The following is an 18165-nucleotide window of genomic DNA, read 5'->3' on the forward strand; positions in this document are numbered from 1 at the left end:
TTGCCTCGATTGGCTTGCGGGAAAAACGTCTCGAAGTTCAGGAAAAGTGTTACGGAACGTGGAGCGGCGTTACATGTCTCGCCGCCGACGAATGCAGATCCAAAGACGGTTCCTAGCCTGGATCCACGACCGGCTCGGATCTCTGGACCTCGCTCGCGAGCGTCGCTGGATCACCCGCCCGACCCGGACGGCGCCGGCGAGGGCAAGAGCCTCGTCGATCCGCTCTATCTGCCGAAGCCAGATCTCGCATCGCATCCCTGCTAGGTGGTCATCAGTGCCTCGCCGCCAGCGCGTCGCGACGGCGGAGCACGATCTGCATGACCTTGGCCAGTCGTCGCAGGGATCGGGGCTTCCAGGCGTTGGCGACCAGGTCGATCTCGTCGCCCGCGAGCGGCTCCACCCATTCGGGCCGGAGCCCCCGCTCCCGCAGAATGTCGGCGATGACCGTAGGAAGCAGCACTCCAAGATGGTGCGGCTCGGGGTCGGGTACGCGCAAGACCTGGAACCTGTCCCGTACCGGGGCGCTCAACTCCTCGACGGTGTTGGCCGTTGCGATCCAGCTGATCGCCGAAAGGTCGACTTCCGTCTCCAGCAGATAGTCGAAGGCCCGAGAGGCCGTCGTGGGCTCGAGCAGAGGAAGAAGGCCGTCTTCCAGGCGGCCGTTCGCCGGATGCCTCGCGGCCTTGTCGATTTCGTCGACGACTACGGCGGGATTCGCGATCCCGGATGAGCGCACTTGCTGGAGAGCAACCGAGGCCCGGCCCGTCGACCACTGCTTCGAGGTCCCCGCGACGGAGGAGTCGGCGATACCTGCCGCCGGGTAAATGATGTGGGGCAGTCCGAGGTTGTCCAGGATGAGCCGCGCGAGGGTGCTCTTTCCGCATCCCGGCGGTCCGACGAAAAGCGTCGGACGAAGATGGATTGTTCGGCGTCCGGCGAGGTCTCCCAGGATGCGGTCGACAATCTCCGCGCAATGGGGAACTCGGGCCAGGATCTCGTCGCGAGCCCGTTGGAGTTCGGGTACGGGCACCAGCGGCAGGGCTCGCCCGACGAGCGGGCGCCAGTCGTGATCGACATCCCGGCTGTTCCCCGATCGCCCGGTCGGAAGGCGGGGGATCACGACAAGGCTGTCCGCCGTGTCAGAAGATGAGGGCTCTGCCTTAGCCTCGACCAACCTGATGTCCCGAGCCGAGGCGGGGATCGCTTCGGCCCGCGACCAGATCGCTTCCAGCGTGGCCTCGCCTGCGGTCGGCTCGGTCCATGCGGCCTTTGAGATCGCTGCGATGAAGCGATCCATCGTTTCGCCGACCATGCGGACTGCCCCGTCGCCAGCGAGCGCCGTGTAGCGAGGCGGCGCGGTGGCGTCATCGGACGAGAGATGTGCCAGCGGGGACCCCGGCGCGGCGATCCGAAGGAGCGCCACGAGCTGGCCGATGGCCCGGACCCGCTGAGTAAAGGCTTCGGTTCCGTCGGACGCAAAGCAAGCGCACAGGTAGGCCGCGGACCGCGCGGCCTCGGCGTCGCCCGCGAGAGCCGTCCAAAAGACGAGATCGCGACGAATCGTGAGAACCGGTTCGGACCGGCACCGCGGATCGTAGGCATTGGCTTCAATGGCGTCCCCCGCCTTGGCCAGGGTGCGACGGATGGTGGGGCCCCAACTGTCGATGCTCGTCAGTGCGGTGATCACCTCCGGAGGTGCTGCCGGGTCCCTCAGTGCCGCAAGGGCTTCGTCACGCCAGGTTTCCAGCGCGGCAGACGTGCTGCCGTTCAATGCCGCCGTGGCGATGTCCGGCCCGTGAACGGGGCCTTCGACGAGCAGTGGCTTCCGCTTGTTGGCGCGGCGCCTCTGGATCTCGCGGCCAGCCGATCCCAGGAGCCGCCAGCAGCCCCGCCAGGCGGCCTTCAGTTGGTCCATGCTGGAAGCGCTCCGCTTGCAGATTGCGGCCAGGCTACGGCTGTGGGCAAGCGGCCGGGCACAGTGACGCAGCCCGACGACGGTGTAGGCGAAGGCTGCCGCAGCAAGGTGGAGATAGTCTTCGTCACCCGAGCACCGCGCCGTCGAGCAGGCAGCCAGCATGGCCATAGGCGCACCGTCGCCGCGGGGGTCGAGCCACGCCTGCGCCACGAGGCCTTCGACCAGCAGCTTTTGCATCCTCTCACGGTCCGTCCGGTCGTCTGCGTGCGGAAGGGCGGCGGCTACCGCGTCCACGGTCGACGGCACGCCCCTCGTGCTCGTCGCGGCGTCGCGCAGGCTCTGCGCGATTTCGCCCGACGGCCAGCCCCTCTTGTCCACGCTCCACCGTGCTGCCGCGCTCTTGGCAGCCTGGGATGCGTCGAGCCAGGGCGGCAGAACCGCCATGAGGAGGGCCTCGACATCGTCGAGATGTCCCCGGCAAAGTACCCTCTCCAAGCGTCCTTCGAGGTCGAGATCGAGAGGTAGCGAGAGAGGGACTGTCGTGATCCGTGTGCCGCTCATTGGACCCACTCCTTGGATCCGGCGGCCTTGCCCAGCCGGTAGTAGCGGGACAGGCTGAGAGCCCAGCGCTCCGTGGGATCGATGATCCAGATCGGGCTCGTGTGGATGAGGCCGGGGCCGCAGTGCGGGTGCGCCGTAACTAGGCCCACTAGGACCGGTCCAGCGGGAGACTGGGCCAGGTGCCACTCATCGAGGCGCGGCGCGCGATCGAGATCGGACTGGGTGGGAGCGAGACCGGCTGCGACCGCCTCGAGCCGGTCTGCGAGGACCCGAAGGCGGCCGGCCAGGAGCGGCGTCGCAATGCGCCTGTGGAAGGGATTCAGAGACATGGATAGGCTCCTCGGGCACGCAGCGCGCACCACGGAGATGGGGTAGACAAGGGTTGGAATGCTCGTTGCGCAGAGCCGCGCCGGTCACGCCGCAGGCCGCACCACGAGTCCTACGCCATCATGGTCAGAGGCGTGTTCCCGATGGAGTGCTTCAGGCCAGGTTCACGAGGCGAAGGGCGGCAGCGTCGGATCAGCGGATGCGCGCTATCTCGCGGGAGGGTCTTGGCACGCGGCGGATGGCACGTGTCTCCGATGCCCCCAACGGGCGGCTATCCCGGGCGCCGAACGGCGCGCTCTTGAAAAGGATAAGCATCGGAAGACCTCTGGGCCGTCTCAGCATCGTGCGGTCCAAGGTGCCAGTGCACCCGAAACGCCGCGAACAGGACGGAGCGGTCCGTATCTGGCTCGAGATTACAGGTGCTTCAAGCCTGTCTTGCCATCGGGGTAAACGGACCTCGAGCGACTAAGCGGGAACGTGGTATTTTCTCCCCCGTCGCGCTCGCGCTTCCGCTAGCCACATGCTTCGCGACATTCAGGAGCGCTGCCTTCTCGATAGCGCCAGGTATTGTCGGTTCTGTCAGTTTTGTCGGTGCCCTTATGTGAAGACCCTCGGGTTAACCTGAATAGTCTTGCGCGGTGCGCCACCTGCAGGTCCCGGCATGACCCGGTGCACGCGAACGATGCCCCTCTCGGCCAGTTCCCTGATTGCCTTGTCGAGCACGTCGGTGCGGGACAGGCGTCCGGAGCAGGCCCTCTGGAGATCTCGCTGGTTGACCTCGTTCCATCCGCGGCGGCGGAGGATGGCGAGAAGGTCGCGTGCATCGCGATCTTCGATTCTGCCCGCGGCGAGCCCGAAGACGGCTTCCGCGCCCGGCATGAGCACAGCCTCGACCAGCGTCGCTGCCGCCTCGACGGACTGCAGGGAGATGCGGCCCGGATGAGCCCGGCTGGAAAGGCCGAACGTGGCCAGGTCGATCGCGCTCGCCAGCCGCGCCGCCAAGCCCCCAGCCTTTGCGTAGCCCGACGCCAAGAGACCCTCGTGGTCCCGCGCCTTGGCATCATAAAACGCCCGTGTCTCGCGGAGCACTTCCGCTGCCTTCGGCTCGAGCATGACCTCCGTTGAAGCCACATTGGCTCCCCACGACTGCGGAACGAGGTCACGGATTTTCTGGAACATGCTCAGGAGACTCTCCGTGGGGACCCGTTTGCCCGAGCGAGGCATCGCATCGCCACGACCGGCAGGCACCCACGCGAGCCTGGCGAGCAGCCCGTCATCCGGGCCGATGATCTGTGGCAGCATCGCGGGTTGAATTGTCGCGAGGAGCGAGATGCTGAAATGATCGGCCGAGATCCTTCCGCGTGTGACGAGATCCGTCGCGTCATGCCGGCCATCGTAGGCGGTCATGAGGAAGGCGCGGGCCGAGGGGCTGTCATGGTCCTTGAGGAAGCGGGGAAGCTCATCCGGTGCACTGAGCAGCCCCGTGCGTGATCTCGCCGCCAGATCGCGGAGGCCTTGCGGCGTGCCTGACGTGGAGACGAGGGCGGGCGGCCTTGGAATTTGGAGATCGGCGAGCCGCACATCTGGTGGGGAGGGAAGCGGCTGGCCGGTCTCGACCGACTGGACGACGGCCCGCCTGTAGATTTGCTCCTGGGCCCAGACGACGTCCCTCTTTGCTCGAAGCGCACCGCAGTAGGCCAGATAGGCCGCGTGCTCGGCCGCCTGGATCGCCCGCAGCTCGTGCAGCATGGTGTCGATTATGTGCGACTTGAGCAGCCCTGGAGGGCCGACGAGCACCGCGGCCAAGGTGCTGGGCTCGACCCACGCGAAGCTCACGCGAATGCGCCGCCAGCAGCCGACGAGAGCTGCGACGCACACGAGCAGGCTCATGACGACGTAGGTCAGCGGAACCCCGAGCGCGCAGGCGATCGTCATGATCAGCCTCTCCACGCGCTCCGGCAGGCACGCGGAGGGAAGCGCGGGGCAGCCCAGGTCGACCGGGCGATCGAAGGCCTGAATGTCCGGCCAGTCATCCGGCGCGAGCGGCAAGAGCTCGCCGGCGGAGCCCCTCGTCTGCATGCCAGGCGTCACCGCGCCGCCCTCGGCTTTCACTTGGAGCTGCTCTGAAACGTGCTGCTTCTTCTCGGCTCTGCAGCTCCCCGGTTCAACCTCCCCGCGTGCGGTCGGCGGAAGTTCTCCGTGCCCGTCGCTCCCTTCGTCCGCGACCTCGACGCGCTCCGGCTCGCTGAAACCAGCCTCGATCGCCGCGCCCTCAACGCGGTCTATCTCGTCGACAGTCGTCTGGCCATCTGAGGCGTCGGGCGTGGTTGGGCAATCCATCACCCGAAGCGATGCGGCTCCGTTTTCGACGGCATTGGCCGACGGCGTCTGGTTGACCGCCTGATCGACGAGATCGTCGGCCAAGTAGTCGCTCGTGATGGGTGGCTGACCCGGTTCGACTTCCGAGCCGTCGGATGTCAGATCCAGCGACGTTCGAAGGTTTTCGGTTCCGCTGGTGTCGCGCCAACCTTTCGGCACGGCAAGCAAGGGGGGGGCGATAGTGGTCTGCCGGTACGCGTCGTCCTGGCCCTCGTAGATCGGCACAGACTGGTCAAGGTGCTTCATTACTCCGTTCACGGCGTCTCTCCTGACGAGGGGACGCCCCGCGCGAGGCGTCATGTTTCGGGGAAGTCCCGTCGACTGGACGCCAAGATAATAAGATATGATCCATGACTGAGTGAAATGCTTGCAAAGTAATCGAAGATGTGCGTCTGCCAAGTGCAATCCAGGCAGGACGACCCCTATTCGTTCGACTTTCAAAGTAAATCGAATGCATGGCAGGCATGTGCCTTTGGCAATGCTTCTCTAAATGCCTCATGGCCCGGCTCGGCGCTCCGCGAGTGGAACGTCGAGCCGGGCCGCAGGCCGCCAGAGTTGGTCTGTCTCGAGCGCGGTAAGGACAGATTTCAGTCATTCGTTTGCCTCTCGTGGACGGCTCGTGCTCAGAAGAGCGAGGGCTGTGTCTGACGCCACACCTGCGTTCCTGACTTCGTCGACCCCGTGCAAATGCGAGCAGCCGTCGTCAACGAGCCGACACTGTGCGATTTGCGGAAGGCCAGCCGGTCCTCCTTTGTCGGATGAGGACCAATGATGCCCGCGTCGATGAGTTGCCGACGCGCTGTCCTGGATGCTGACTGGAGCGCCGGTACCTCATGCAGGCTTACCTCAGTGCCTGCATGGACGACCACGTGATCGTGCATCTCGTCCACACGTCCATGCAGCCCGCCATAGGCGAGAGACAGTGTACGGACCGGTTCCTTGAAGGCGCCCCCGCTACCAGGCGCGACTTCGGGAGCCTGCTCCGCCGCCGGCAACCTACTTTGCGGACTGTTCCACCGAGCAGTACCCATGGCTTTCGAAGGCTGCTGCGTAAGGAGGAAGATCCCACGCCGTTCGAGCTCGGTCCTGAGCACCTGGACGAAGTCGTCCATCGCCCTGTGAACCTCGATCGACAGGCGGCGAATCTTCGGGGCCCTCTCGCGCTCCACCTCCGCCGAGCGGCTCGCCTCGATGGAGGCCGTGACCACGCCCTCCAGCACCTCCGCACAGGTCTTGTCGAAGGCCGGATGGCTGCAGGTCACCACGATCATCATCGCGTAGCCGGTGTCGAGCCACTCGTCCCTCTTGTTCGCGAGGCGCGCGGCCACGTTGCCTCCTTCGCCGACCCGAACGCGGACCGGGTCCAGCGGGGAGTGCGAGGCGCGGACGATCATGTAGGCGCCGGGCCGCGCCATCTGGCTCGTGCAGAGGAGCGCGTCCACCTGAGCCGGAGTTCCCAGGAACATCGTCGGCACGAAGATCGTCGGCCAGACGATCTGCGCGCAGCTCCCGAACGGGGAGCCGCCGTGGGCGAGCGGCTGAGCGAGGGACGTGTCGGTAATGAAGCTGTGCATCGTCATGGGTTCTCTCCTCTCGTTGACGTGGAGAGATGGATGGCACAGAGTATGTCGGACGACCACTTTTGAGTCGAGATAGGGTTGATGAATACTTACTCGTCAGACATCGAGCGGATATCTGCGCAGCAAATCCGCGCGGCCCGCGCTTGGCTGGGTTGGTCGCAGTCAGATTTGGCGGAACATGCGCGTGTTGGGCGAAAAACGATCGCTGTGATGGAAAGCGAGCTCAGCGTCCCTTACGACCGCACACTTCGTGACATACGTGCTGCATTCGAAGAGGCGGGCATCGTCTTTTTATTTCAAGACACACAGGCAACGGGGATTATGGTCCGGAAATAAAGCTACCAACCATGTTCAGTAGTTTTTGCTGCCGGATGCTCGGGCGTGTTCATGATCAGCCCTTCGACAAACCGACTCTGGAAGCGCAGCAGATCACAGGGCGTCCTCGCAAACAGGTTCAAGTTAGGGGATCGTGCCACTTCTCCGGCGGCGTGTATCCATCCGCCACGATGATCGGCAGGTGCGTCCAGCCGGCCCCGTCTGGCAGCCTCATCCATGCACCCGCCGCGAGCGCGCCGCCATCGACATGGACCGTGGTTCCCGACACCCAACCGGACAGTCGGTCGGAGGCCAGGAACAGCACGGCCCCCGCCGAGTCCTCGGCCTCGCCGAAACGACCGATGGGAAACCACCGGGAGATCGCGTCGCGGTTGGCCGGCGGCACCCTGGGCGTGGCCACGATCTGCGCGGTGTTCGTCGTCTCCGGGGCGACCGCATTCACCCTGATGTTGTCGGCGCCCAGTTCGACCGCGAGGCTTTGGGTGAAGCCGGTGATCGCAGCCTTGAACGAGGCGTAGACGACCGTCATCGGAATGCCCCGGAACGCCTCGATCGTGGACAGGTTGACGATGCTCCCGCCACCGCCGGCACGCATGAACGGGATGGCGCGTCGCGTGACCCGGAAGATGTGCAGGAGGTTGACGGCGTACAGCGCCTCCCATTCCTCGTCGCTCGAGTGCTCGAACGGCGTCTTGAAGCCGAGATAGTCACCGACATTGTTGACGAGCACGTCCAGCCGCCCGAAACGGCCCTCGAGCGCGTCGAAGAGGCCCGCGACGTCCTCCTCGCGGCGCACGTCGGCCTCCACGACCAGCGCATCGGCTCCGGCGGTTGCAAGGTCCGTGCGGATGGTCTCGGCCCGGGCAGGGTCGATTTCGGCGACGGCCACCCGCATGCCCGCGCGCGCCAGCAGCAGCGCCGTGGCGCGGCCGATGCCCGCACCCCCGCCCGTCACGAGGGCGACGCGCCCGTCCAGCCCGAGAATGTCGCGGTCGTTCATGTCGTCCCCCTGCGTTCGCGGGCTGGTGGTCCAGCCCCTTCGGCGAAGTCATCCACGAAGGCGCTTGCCTGGCCGGATCGCTCGGCCGAGGTCGGCTTGCATGATCAGGCGAAGTCCCTGCTGATGTGCACGGCTGAGCGGACGGCGGCCTCGGTGCGTGACTTGACATGGAGCCGGCGCAAGACCGCGGTGACATGCGACTTCACGGTCGCCTCCGAGATGTCGAGTTCGAAGGCGATCTGCTTGTTCAGGCGTCCGAGAACGAGAAGCAGGAGCACCTCCCGCTGCATGCCGGTCAGGGAGCGCAATCGTGTTGCGAACCCCTCGTCCTCGGCCATCAGTGCGGCGACTCGATCGGCCAGATGCGGCGGCAGTCGCCCGGCGCGGGCGCTCGATGCGGCATGCGCCGGGGCAGGTGGTTCCGTGCGCGCCGCGTCGTCCACGGTCCGCCAGTTCACCTCCGGCCATGCGTCGTGGTTGGGCATGTCCACAGGCACCGGCCGCTAGTTCGCCTTGCGCAGGTCGAGCAGGCGTCGAACCTTTTCCCGGCCAAGGCGAGTGTGCTCGGCGAGTGTTCCCGGTTCAACGATCTCCACGTCGACCTTCACGCCAAGGTCCTTGAACAGCGCGCGTCTCATGTCGGCTTCCAGCGCGGCCGCATCGACCGCGGCGGACTTGCGCTCGATGCGCACCGTCATCTCCTCGCGCCGGCCGAGACCTTCGCCCACGTAGTAGGCGACGCAGATGTAGTCACCCGTGGTGCGGTCGTCCTTGGTCACGGCGTTCTGGCACGCCAGCGGGTAGACGTTGTTGCCCCTCAGCTTCACCATCTCGTCGGCGCGGCCGAGGAAGGTGGAAAGCTTGCGGGAGGTGATGCCGGACTCCGATTCCTCGCGGTCCGTCATGATCATCAGGTCGCGCAGGTCGTAGCGGATGATCGGCGGCACAGACCTGTGAAGGCTCGTGGCGACCACGTTGCCGCGCTGGCCGTAGGGCAGCGTCACGCCCGTCTCGGTGTCGACGATCTGGACGTAGACCGTGTCCTCGCTGATGTGCTTGCCCTTGCGCTCGCGGCCCTCGAACGCGATCAGGCCGATCTCGTGGGTGCCGTAGTTGTCATAGACGGGGCAACCCCAGGCCTCCTCGAGCTTGCGCCGGAAGTGACCCTCGATGTCGGGCCCGAGATAGGAGTGGAGGAACCGCGTCTTGAGCTGGTGCAGGTCGAACTTCATCTCCTCGGCCACCTGCGCCAGCCGGCCCAGATACTCGCCGCGGGCGAACCACCAGTTCACGCCCCAGTCCCTGGCCAGCTCGAGCTTGCGCTCGCTGGGCGTGACGATTCCGGTCCCGGTGGTCACCGGCACGCACCCCAGCCAGTGGAACAGGCCCGCGAAGGCGTTCCAGGCCGAGTTGGCCAGCGAGTTCGTGTAGGTGATCTGGACGATGTCGCCGGGGCGCGCACCCTGTTCGTAGAAGGCTCGCGCGGCCTGCACGGCCTGCACCTCCCAGGCGATCGGATCGAACAGCGTGGGCCGCGGCATGCCCGTGGTGCCGCCGCTCGTCTGGATCTTGAGCGGCGTGCGGCCGAAGTCCTCGCGCGTGAAGGCGTAGTGGTCGCCGAAGGGAGGGGCTGCCTGCAGGGCGCCCTTGAGGTCGTCGCTCGTGAATGTCGGGATCTTGTCGAGATCCTCGAGCCCGCGAATGTCACCAGGCTCCAGCCCGGCCGCCGTCCAGCGCTTGCGGTAGAACGGGGTATTCCAGGCGTCCTCCATGCGCGCCAGGAACCGATGTTCCTGCAGGGCATGCATGCCGTCGGCCGACAGTCGCCCGGTCGTCGCCGCGAAGTGCGGCGGCGGTGGGAAGTCCTTCATGAACTGGTCCCAGTCGACCGACTTGCAGTAGTAAGGGATCTCGAGCGTCATTCAGGGCCTCGACAGGACATCATGGGACGACGGCTGGTCCGCGGGCGGCGGACGGCCAGTTGAGACCCTAGCCGAACACCTGCGGCCCGAACCGTCTGAACAGACTATGACGCACCCGTGCCGCTCTGCGACCGTGTGGAGGAACCGCGTCATCCATGCCGCGCGGGCACGATCCAGGGACGCCGGATGCCGAAAGCGTTTGCCCACCTCCTGTCACCAGGGCGCATCGGGACGCTGCAAACCCGCAACCGGATCGTGATGTCGGCGATGGGGAGCGACCTTTCCGGAGAAGAGGGGCGGGCCGGTGACCGCATCGTCGCGTACTACGCGGCGCGTGCGGCTGGCGGGGCGGGATTGATCGTCACCGAAGCGGTGCCGGTCGCCTACCCGAGCGGCTACAGTCGTCCCCACGCGTTGGCTCTCGCCGACGAGGTCCAGCGCCAGGCTGCCCGTGCGCTCGTCGCGGCCGTCCAGCGACACGGTGCGCGTATCGCCATGCAGCTCAATCATCATGGTCCGCTCGCCAAGCGCGACATGCTGTCCGGCCAGCCTTTGCTCGTGCCCTCGGAGCCGGAGCCCGGGCCACGAGCACGGCAACCCTACCTGCCGGACGAGGCGGACATCGTCCGCCGGCAATGGGCCGGTGCGCCCCCCGTCACGTACACGGCATTGTCCCGGCAAGACATCGCGGCGCTCCTCGATCACTACGCCGAGGCCGCGCGCCACGTCCGCGACGTCGGTGCCGATGCCATTGAGATCCACGCCGCTCACGGGTTCCTGTTGTCCTCGTTCCTGTCGCCCCGGAGCAACCGCAGGACCGACGACTACGGGGGCTCGACGCAAGCTCGTGCGAGGCTCTTGCTCGAAGTGATCCGGGCCGTGCGAGACGGTGCGGGCATCGGCTTCCCCATCTGGTGCAAGCTCGACACCCAGGAGCACGACACGCCGGGTGGGATCACGTTAGCCGATGCGATCGAGACCGCCCGCCTCGCCCAGGCGGAGGGCATCGCCGCGATCATGGCCAGCTGCAACGCAAACCTTGCGAACCCCACGGCCCTGACGCGCAGCAACATTCCGGACGAGCACGAGTGGATGGTGGGGAACGCCACCGCTTTGCGAAAGGCCTTGGACATCCCCGTCATCACAGCAGGCCGCATCGGCTTTGCCCGGGCCAATGCGCTGGTACGCCGCGGCGCCGTCGACTTCATCGCGTTCGGCAGGCCGATGCTGGCCGACCCCGACTTTCCCAACAAGCTCGCCGGGAACCGCGAGGCGGACGTCCGGCCCTGCGTCTACTGCTACGCCTGCATCAGCCAGCTTTCCTTCGATGAACCCGTGAAGTGCGCGGTCAATCCCGCTACTGGGCGAGAGGCCGAGGTCCGGGTGGTACCGGCGACGCGTCCTTTCCGGATCGCCGTGGCGGGAGGCGGGCCGGCCGGTCTCGAGGTGACGCGGCGCCTTGCCCTGGCTGGGCACCACGTCTCTCTTTTCGACACGGGGGCCGAACTCGGCGGGACGCTGCGCTTCGCCGCGCTCGCCTACCCCCCCAACGAAAAGCTGCTGCGCTGGCTGACGAGCGGTGTCCAGCACGCCAGCGTCGACGTCAGGCTGCGCCATCGGTTCGACGCAGTAGACGCCCTGCGGCTCAGGCCCGATGCAATCGTCCTGGCGACAGGCATGGTGATAGCGCAGTCGGATATTCCAGGCGCCGAACTCCCCCACGTGTTCGATGGTGCACGGCTGCGCGCTCTGGCCGCGGGAGCCGATCCCGCCTCACCCATGCTCTGTGCCCTCGGGACCATTGCGGGCTGGCTCGGGGTCAGGCCCGGGCCGGCAGGCCTTCGGCGCCTTGCCCGCGTGTGGACCCCATTCGGCCGGCGTGTTGTCGTCATCGGCGGCGACCTGGTCGGTCTCGAGCTGGCCGAGTTCCTTAGCCATCACGGACACGCGGTCGCCGTCGTGCATCGCCATGCGCAACCGGGACGCGGGCTCTATCTCGTCCGTCGGGCTGCAGTCCTGGACCGCCTGCGGCGCGGCGGGGTGAGCATCATCACCGATGCGCAGGACGTACGGATCGAGGATGGATGGGTGGCGTTCAGGGACGTCGGCGAGCGAAAAATCGAGGCCGACAGCGTCATCATCGCCGAAGCCACGCCCGACCACCCGGCTTCGCCCGCCGCGTTCGCCGATCTTCGCATTCCGGTCCACGAGATCGGCGACCGGGTCGCACTCGGCTACATCGAAGGAGCGCTGGCATCTGCGGCACGTGTGGCTCGGGACATCGGCGGGTGATCGACGACGGCTCGGCAGCGGGCGCCGCAGGTCATGTCTGGCGCGATCGTTCCAGCATGGCCGCGATCTCGCCCACGATGCCTCGACGGAACGCCAGCACGCAGGCGATGAAGATGATCCCCTGGAGGGCCTTCACCCACACGCCGAAGGCCGCGAGGTAGGTCAGCATCGCTACGACCACGGCCGCGCCGACCACGGGTCCCGTCAGCGTCGCGACGCCGCCCACCAGCGTCATCAGGACGACTTCGCCGGACATCGTGAATTCGACATCGGTGAGCGTGGCGATCTGCAAGGCGATGGCCTTCAGGCCTCCGGCCAGACCCGACAAGGCGCCCGAAAGAGCAAAGGCGAGCAGCTTGAACCGAGGGACGTCGTAGCCGAGGGAGATGGCGCGACCTTCGTTTTCCCGGATGGCGCGGAGCACGTGCCCGAAGGGCGAATGCACAGTGCGGTAGATGACGGCGAACCCCGCCAGGAAGACTGCGAGCGCGTAGAAGTACATGACCCGGTTGTCGGTGAGGTCCAGCATGGGCAGGGCGGACCGCTGCGGCACGCCCTGGATGCCGTCCTCGCCGCCGGTGAATTTCGCCTGCAGCGCGGCAAAGTAGACGAGTTGCGCCAGCGCCATGGTGACCATGCCGAAGTAGATGCCCTGGCGCCGGATCGAGATCCAGCCGAACACCACGCCGAGGCCTCCTCCGGTGACAAGGCCTGCCAAGATGGACAGCTCGGCCGGCCAGCCCCAAGCCTTGGCGGCATAGGCCGTGACGTAGGCCGATCCGCCGAAAAAGGCTGCATGGCCGAAGCTCAGGAGACCTGCAAACCCCATCATCAGGTTGAACGCACAGGCAAACAGCGCAAAGCACAAAACGTTGATCAAGAAGATCGGGTAGAGCAGGAACGGCGCGACCAGGGCCACGCAGGCTGCTGCTGCGACCAGCGCGGCGCGCCGTGCTGTGTGACTAGCCCCCCGCGACGGGACGGCGGTGCTCGCCGACGCCATCACGCGGACCTCCCCATGAGGCCCGACGGCCGGAAGGTCAGGATCAGGATCATGGCGACGAAGATGACGGTGCTGGCGGCGGGCGGGTAGAAGACCTTGGTCAAACCTTCCACCAGGCCCAGGCCGAAGCCGGTGAGGATGGCGCCTGGAATGGAACCCATTCCTCCGATGACCACGACCGCGAAGACGACCACCATGAGGTTCGAGCCCATGATGGAGCTGACCTGGTACAGCGGAGCCGCGAGGACCCCGGCCAATGCGGCCAGGGCCACGCCGAACGCGTAGGTCAGGGTGATCATGAGGGGGACGTTGATCCCGAACGTCCTGACCAGAACGGGGTTTTCAGTCGCTGCCCGCAGATAGGCTCCCAGCCGGGTCTTCTCGATCAGCAGCCAGGTGGCGATGCAGACCACCAGCGAAACGCCCACGACCCAGAGCCGGTAGATCGGCAGGAGCATGTAGTCGAGATCGATGGCGCCCGACAGGGCGGGTGGCGGCCGATAGGGTTGTCCCGACACGCCGTACTGGGCGCGATATGCGCTTTCGACGACGAGCGCGATGCCGTAGGTGAGCAGGAAGCCGTAGATGTGGTCGAGTTCGTAGATGCGCCTCAACAGAAAGCGTTCGATGGCCACGCCGAACACGGCCACGATGGCGGGGGCGAGGACCAGTGCCGCCCAGTAGTTGATGCCGAGGTAGTTCAGCAGCATCCACGCCGTGAACGCGCCCATCATGTACTGGGCGCCGTGCGTGAAGTTGATGATGTTCAGGAGGCCGAAGATGACGGCAAGTCCGAGGCTGAGGATGGCGTAGAACGACCCATTGATCAGGCCCAGCAGGAGCTGTCCCAGCAGGACTTCGATGTCGAAGGATGGCATGTCCGTTCAGACTTTCCCGGTTGCGTGATCAGACGCCAAGGTAGGCCTCGAGCTTCTGCGTGTTCCTGGTCAGGTCGGCATTGCTGAAGACGTCCACGGTCCTGCCTTCCTCCACGACGAAGTGCCGGTCGGCGACCGTGGAGGCGAAATGAAAGTTCTGCTCGACCAGCAGGATGGTGAATCCGCGCTGCTTGAGCAGTCGGATCACCGTGCCGATCTGCTGGACGATCACGGGCGCCAGGCCTTCCGTCGGTTCGTCGAGAAGCAGCAACTTGGCTCCGGTCCTCAGGATTCTCCCGATCGCCAGCATCTGTTGCTCCCCGCCCGAGAGCTTCTTGCCGTAGCTGCGCCGGCGCTCGGCGAGGTTCGGGAACAGGGCGTGAATTTCGCCGACGCTCAGTCCTCCCGGCTTGATCACGGGGGGAAGCATCAGATTCTCGTCGACGGTGAGGCTGGCAAAGATGCCACGTTCTTCGGGGCAGTACCCGATCCCTAGCCTCGCGATCCGCTCGGGAGGCAACGCGATGAGCTCGCGCCCTGCGAAACGGACGGACCCCGTCCGCCGCGATACGACGCCCATGATGGAGCGCAGCGTGGTCGTCTTGCCGGCCCCGTTGCGGCCCAGCAACGTCACGACCTCGCCTTCCCGGATATCGATGTCGATGCCGTGCAAGACGTGAGACTCGCCATACCAGGCGTGAAGACCTTCCACCGTCAGGAAGGCGGTGCCGGTTCGATCAGGCATGACCCTGTCCCATGTAGGCCTCGATCACGGCAGGATTCCGGGACACGTCGTCGTAGGCACCTTCCACGAGGATCTCTCCGCGCTGGAGGACCGTGATCGTGCTGCACAGGCGAGCGACCACGCGAAGGTTGTGTTCGACCATCAGCACGGTGCGCCCCTGCGCCACCGAGACGACAAGGTCCGAGATCTTCTCGATGTCCTCCATCCCCAGCCCGGCCATGGGCTCGTCGAGCAAGAGGATGGAGGGGTCGAGCGCCAGCGTCGTGGCGATCTCGAGGGCGCGCTTGCGTCCATAGGGGAGGTCGGCGGCCCGTGTCTGGGCAAAAGCCGTGATGCCAACCGACTCGAGCAGCGCGTCCGCGCGCGCGTCGAGCACGGCCAGCGAGCGGTCGGACCGCCAGAACTGGTAGAAGGTCTTCAGGTCCCGCTGCAGCGCCACCCGTACATTCTCGTGCGCCGTGAGATGCGGAAAGACCGACGAAATCTGGAATGAGCGGGCCACGCCCCGCCGTGCGATCTCTGCCGGCGCGAGCGTGGTGACATCCTGCCCGTTGATCACGATGGTCCCGGCGGTGGGCGGCAGGAAGCGCGTGAGCAGGTTGAACAGGGTCGTCTTGCCCGCGCCATTGGGGCCGATCAACGCGTGGATCGCACCCCGCCGTACGCGCAGCGTGACGTCCTTCACGGCGCAGAAGTCACCAAAGGCCTTTGTCAGACCCGACGTTTCAATGGCCCATGGCTGCAAGATGAGGAGTTCTCCGTCCCGCGACGTCACGAGGAGGGGACAGGCGACGCCAACGGCGCCGAACTTCCTCCTCCCTGCCATGGAAGATCGAGGCAGGCTCCTGCATCGAATACGTCCAAACGGACGATGAGACCTCCGGGCAGCAGCCTACCGTGAGCGTGCGGGTCGCCGGCCGGGGAGAACATCCACCGTTGGACCGGGACTCATCTGGAACGGTGCCAACTCATGGCTGAAAAGATCTCCATCGACGGCTTCATCGACATCCACATCCATACGGCTCCGGCACCTTTCACGCGGATCGGCGACACGGCCCAGGTCGCGAAGTGGTGCGCTGAAGCCGGCATGGGCGGCGCAGTCATCAAGAGCCATTTCGAGAGCACGGTCTCGAAGGTTCATCATGGGCAGGAAGCAGTCCCCGACTACCCCGGCTTCAAGCTCTTTGCCGGTGTTGCTCTCAACCGCGGGGTCGGGGGCATCAACCCGGGAGCCGTCGAAATCGCGCTGCACCAGGGCGCGAAGATGGTTTGGCTGCCAACCTTCGATTCCTGCGCTCACATCAACTTCTACGGTGGTGCCGGCAAGTACGGTGGCTTCAAGAGCATGTCGTTGGGCTTTCGCGGGGGTTACTCGGCACGGGGAAACTACACGGTGCTCGACGAGGGAAAACGCCTGACCGCCGAAGCGAAGGAAGTCATCGACATCATCATCGAATACGATGCCGTGCTGTCGACGGCCCATGTCTCCAAGGAAGAGATCTACGCGGTCGCGGAGTATGCCCAGCAGAAGGGCCTCAAACGGATGTGCGTCACCCATCCCGAGGCTCCCGTTCCCGACATCGGCGTCGACGCCATGGTCGAACTGTCACGCCAGGGCATCTACATGGAGTTCTGCGCCGTCAATTGCTTCCCCATGACGCACACCTATCCGCTCGACCGGATGAAGGAGGCGATGGAGGCCGTCGGCCCGGACTACGCGATCATCTCGAGCGACTCCGGCCAGCCCTGGATGCCGAAGCCGCCGGAGGCGCTGCGCACCTACGCTCAGGGCCTGCACGAGAAAGGGCTCTCGCCGGCCGTGATCCGCAGGATGGGAAAAGACAATCCCGAACGGCTGCTGGGCGTGGCTTGAACAGATCTTGAAACCAGACATCGAAGGGGGAAACAGCGATGACGAAGATTGGCGGCATGGCGCCGCAGCGGCGCGACGTGTTGAAGATGGCGGGCTCGCTCGCCCTGCTGGGAGCCGGGATGAACCGCGCGTTCGCGCAGGGCAGCCCGGTCAAGATCGGTGTCCTCAACGACCAGAATGGCCCGTATTCGGACCAGGCCGGGCCGGGCTCAGTGGTCGCCGTCAAAATGGCGGTCGAAGACTTCGGCCCGACAGTTCTCGGGCGCCCCATCCAGATCGTCGTCGGGGATCACCAGAACAAGGCGGACATCGGAGTCGCCATCGCCCGGGAATGGCTAGGGCCAGGCGACGTCAGCATGATCACCGACTTCGCCAACTCCTCCATCGCTCTGGGGGTCCGCGAACTCCTTGGACCGAACAAGAAGATCGGCCTCTTCACCGGCGTGTCGACAACTGAACTGATCGGCAAGTCGTGCACGCCCTACGGCTCGCTCTGGGGACATGACACCTGGGCCATCTCGGCGGGTCTTGTGCGGGCGGCGATGGCGAAGGGAGCGAAGACGTTCTACTTCATCACGGCCGACTATTCATTTGGTCATTCGTTGCAGGCGGACGCAACGGGGGCCGCGGAAGCAGGCGGTGGCAAGGTCGTCGGTACGTCGCTCCATCCCGTCAATTCCAACGACTTCAGTTCGTACCTCCTCGCCGCCCGGTCCTCGAAGGCCGATGCCGTCGTACTGGCGAACGGCGGAGCCGACCTGACGAACTGCCTCAAGCAGGCGGCGGAGTTCGGGTTGACGAAACGGCAGTCTGTCCTCACGCCGCTGATGTTCATCGTCGACGTGCACAGCCTCGGTCTTGAGATCGCCCAGGGCCTGACCTTCACGCAATCGACGTACTGGGACATGAACGACGAGACGCGCGCCTGGGCCAAGCGGTTCTTCGCCCAGCGGGGAAAGATGGCGAGCGACTCCCAGGTCGCCTGCTACTCGGCCACCCTGCAGTACCTGAAAGCGGTCCAGCGCGCCGGCACGCTCGATGCGGACGCCGTCATGAAGGAACTGCGGGCCACGACCATCTCCGACGTCTTCACGAAGAACGGCAAGATCCGCGAAGATGGCAAGATGGTTTATGACCGGGTCCTCGTTCGCGTGAAGAAGCCAGAGGAATCCAAGTATCCTTGGGACTATTGCGAAGTCCTCGGCATGGTGCCTGCCGCCGAGGCATTCCGTCCGTTGGCGCTCAGCAAGGAATGCTCGATGGTCAAGCTCTGAAGGCTCGCACACCGAGTGCGCGTGCCTCCTCGCGAACGGTTCGCCCGCAGGCTCGCAGCCTGCGGGCTTTCGCGTGTCGA

14 protein-coding genes and 1 pseudogene are annotated in these 18165 nt (G+C 65.7%); 4 read left to right on the top strand and 11 right to left on the bottom strand.

The features are described 5' to 3' along the window. Positions 1-271 precede the first annotated feature (271 nt). The 4 genes from Q0Q47_RS14355 to Q0Q47_RS14370 all read right to left on the bottom strand — a co-directional run bounded on the left by Q0Q47_RS14355 (position 272) and on the right by Q0Q47_RS14370 (position 6762). Complete coding sequence (locus Q0Q47_RS14355; protein ID WP_293860909.1) at positions 272-2359, bottom strand: AAA family ATPase; 2088 nt, start codon at positions 2357-2359, stop codon at positions 272-274. A gap of 113 nt (positions 2360-2472) precedes the next feature. Then, positions 2473-2805, bottom strand: coding sequence for a DUF6634 family protein (locus tag Q0Q47_RS14360; RefSeq protein WP_293860912.1), 333 nt, complete (start codon positions 2803-2805; stop codon positions 2473-2475). Between the two features lie 595 nt (positions 2806-3400). Next, on the bottom strand, positions 3401-5428 hold the full coding sequence (locus Q0Q47_RS14365) for a DUF3987 domain-containing protein (RefSeq protein WP_293860915.1): 2028 nt from the start codon (positions 5426-5428) through the stop codon (positions 3401-3403). Positions 5429-5805: 377 nt separating this feature from the next. Then, positions 5806-6762: a DUF4357 domain-containing protein gene (locus Q0Q47_RS14370; protein ID WP_293860918.1), complete on the bottom strand. Its 957-nt coding sequence runs from the start codon at positions 6760-6762 to the stop codon at positions 5806-5808. 81 nt (positions 6763-6843) lie between these two features. Between Q0Q47_RS14370 and Q0Q47_RS31150 the strand changes: the two genes are divergently transcribed. Then, the gene (locus tag Q0Q47_RS31150) at positions 6844-7098 is read left to right on the top strand and encodes a multiprotein-bridging factor 1 family protein (RefSeq protein WP_367278251.1); all 255 of its coding nucleotides are present in this window, start codon (positions 6844-6846) and stop codon (positions 7096-7098) included. Positions 7099-7216: 118 nt separating this feature from the next. Here the strand turns inward: Q0Q47_RS31150 and Q0Q47_RS14375 are convergent, their stop codons facing one another. The 3 genes and pseudogenes from Q0Q47_RS14375 to Q0Q47_RS14385 form a co-directional block, all read right to left on the bottom strand. Then, positions 7217-8098 (bottom strand): SDR family NAD(P)-dependent oxidoreductase, encoded by an 882-nt coding sequence (locus Q0Q47_RS14375; protein WP_293860921.1) that lies wholly within the window; start codon positions 8096-8098, stop codon positions 7217-7219. A gap of 104 nt (positions 8099-8202) precedes the next feature. Continuing rightward, positions 8203-8409, bottom strand: a pseudogene (locus tag Q0Q47_RS14380) (helix-turn-helix transcriptional regulator); the annotation flags it as partial. 192 nt (positions 8410-8601) lie between these two features. Continuing rightward, entirely contained in the window at positions 8602-10020 is a 1419-nt protein-coding gene (locus Q0Q47_RS14385; RefSeq protein ID WP_293860924.1) for a phenylacetate--CoA ligase family protein, read from the bottom strand. A gap of 186 nt (positions 10021-10206) precedes the next feature. Between Q0Q47_RS14385 and Q0Q47_RS14390 the strand changes: the two genes are divergently transcribed. Then, positions 10207-12312: an FAD-dependent oxidoreductase gene (locus Q0Q47_RS14390; protein ID WP_293860927.1), complete on the top strand. Its 2106-nt coding sequence runs from the start codon at positions 10207-10209 to the stop codon at positions 12310-12312. Positions 12313-12343: 31 nt separating this feature from the next. On the opposite strand, the gene Q0Q47_RS14395 is transcribed toward Q0Q47_RS14390, so the two are convergent. From Q0Q47_RS14395 to Q0Q47_RS14410, 4 genes are all read right to left on the bottom strand, one after another. Beyond that, the gene (locus tag Q0Q47_RS14395) at positions 12344-13231 is read right to left on the bottom strand and encodes a branched-chain amino acid ABC transporter permease (protein WP_293860930.1); all 888 of its coding nucleotides are present in this window, start codon (positions 13229-13231) and stop codon (positions 12344-12346) included. 83 nt (positions 13232-13314) lie between these two features. Next, positions 13315-14193: a branched-chain amino acid ABC transporter permease gene (locus tag Q0Q47_RS14400; RefSeq protein WP_293860933.1), complete on the bottom strand. Its 879-nt coding sequence runs from the start codon at positions 14191-14193 to the stop codon at positions 13315-13317. Between the two features lie 28 nt (positions 14194-14221). After that, the gene (locus Q0Q47_RS14405) at positions 14222-14938 is read right to left on the bottom strand and encodes an ABC transporter ATP-binding protein (RefSeq protein ID WP_293860936.1); all 717 of its coding nucleotides are present in this window, start codon (positions 14936-14938) and stop codon (positions 14222-14224) included. Further along, entirely contained in the window at positions 14931-15686 is a 756-nt protein-coding gene (locus tag Q0Q47_RS14410; RefSeq protein WP_293861117.1) for an ABC transporter ATP-binding protein, read from the bottom strand. Before Q0Q47_RS14410 ends, Q0Q47_RS14405 begins: the two co-directional genes overlap by 8 nt. Before the next feature lie 222 nt (positions 15687-15908). On the opposite strand from Q0Q47_RS14410, the gene Q0Q47_RS14415 reads away from it, so the two are divergent. Next, on the top strand, positions 15909-16811 hold the full coding sequence (locus Q0Q47_RS14415) for a DUF6282 family protein (RefSeq protein ID WP_293860939.1): 903 nt from the start codon (positions 15909-15911) through the stop codon (positions 16809-16811). Positions 16812-16849: 38 nt separating this feature from the next. Beyond that, the gene (locus Q0Q47_RS14420; protein ID WP_293860942.1) at positions 16850-18085 is read left to right on the top strand and encodes an ABC transporter substrate-binding protein; all 1236 of its coding nucleotides are present in this window, start codon (positions 16850-16852) and stop codon (positions 18083-18085) included. Positions 18086-18165: the final 80 nt, after the last annotated feature.

This window comes from uncultured Alsobacter sp., assembly GCF_945952055.1.
Classification (GTDB): Bacteria; Pseudomonadota; Alphaproteobacteria; order Rhizobiales; family Beijerinckiaceae; genus Alsobacter.

Coding starts and splice junctions, on each gene's coding strand:
- Q0Q47_RS14415 (WP_293860939.1), top strand. CDS start 15,909: ATGGCTGAAAAGATCTCCATCGACGGCTTCATCGACATCCACATCCAT.
- Q0Q47_RS14400 (WP_293860933.1), bottom strand. CDS start 14,193: ATGCCATCCTTCGACATCGAAGTCCTGCTGGGACAGCTCCTGCTGGGC.
- Q0Q47_RS31150 (WP_367278251.1), top strand. CDS start 6,844: ATGAATACTTACTCGTCAGACATCGAGCGGATATCTGCGCAGCAAATC.
- Q0Q47_RS14375 (WP_293860921.1), bottom strand. CDS start 8,098: ATGAACGACCGCGACATTCTCGGGCTGGACGGGCGCGTCGCCCTCGTG.
- Q0Q47_RS14405 (WP_293860936.1), bottom strand. CDS start 14,938: ATGCCTGATCGAACCGGCACCGCCTTCCTGACGGTGGAAGGTCTTCAC.
- Q0Q47_RS14370 (WP_293860918.1), bottom strand. CDS start 6,762: ATGACGATGCACAGCTTCATTACCGACACGTCCCTCGCTCAGCCGCTC.
- Q0Q47_RS14385 (WP_293860924.1), bottom strand. CDS start 10,020: ATGACGCTCGAGATCCCTTACTACTGCAAGTCGGTCGACTGGGACCAG.
- Q0Q47_RS14360 (WP_293860912.1), bottom strand. CDS start 2,805: ATGTCTCTGAATCCCTTCCACAGGCGCATTGCGACGCCGCTCCTGGCC.
- Q0Q47_RS14365 (WP_293860915.1), bottom strand. CDS start 5,428: ATGAAGCACCTTGACCAGTCTGTGCCGATCTACGAGGGCCAGGACGAC.
- Q0Q47_RS14355 (WP_293860909.1), bottom strand. CDS start 2,359: ATGGCGGTTCTGCCGCCCTGGCTCGACGCATCCCAGGCTGCCAAGAGC.
- Q0Q47_RS14390 (WP_293860927.1), top strand. CDS start 10,207: ATGCCGAAAGCGTTTGCCCACCTCCTGTCACCAGGGCGCATCGGGACG.
- Q0Q47_RS14420 (WP_293860942.1), top strand. CDS start 16,850: ATGACGAAGATTGGCGGCATGGCGCCGCAGCGGCGCGACGTGTTGAAG.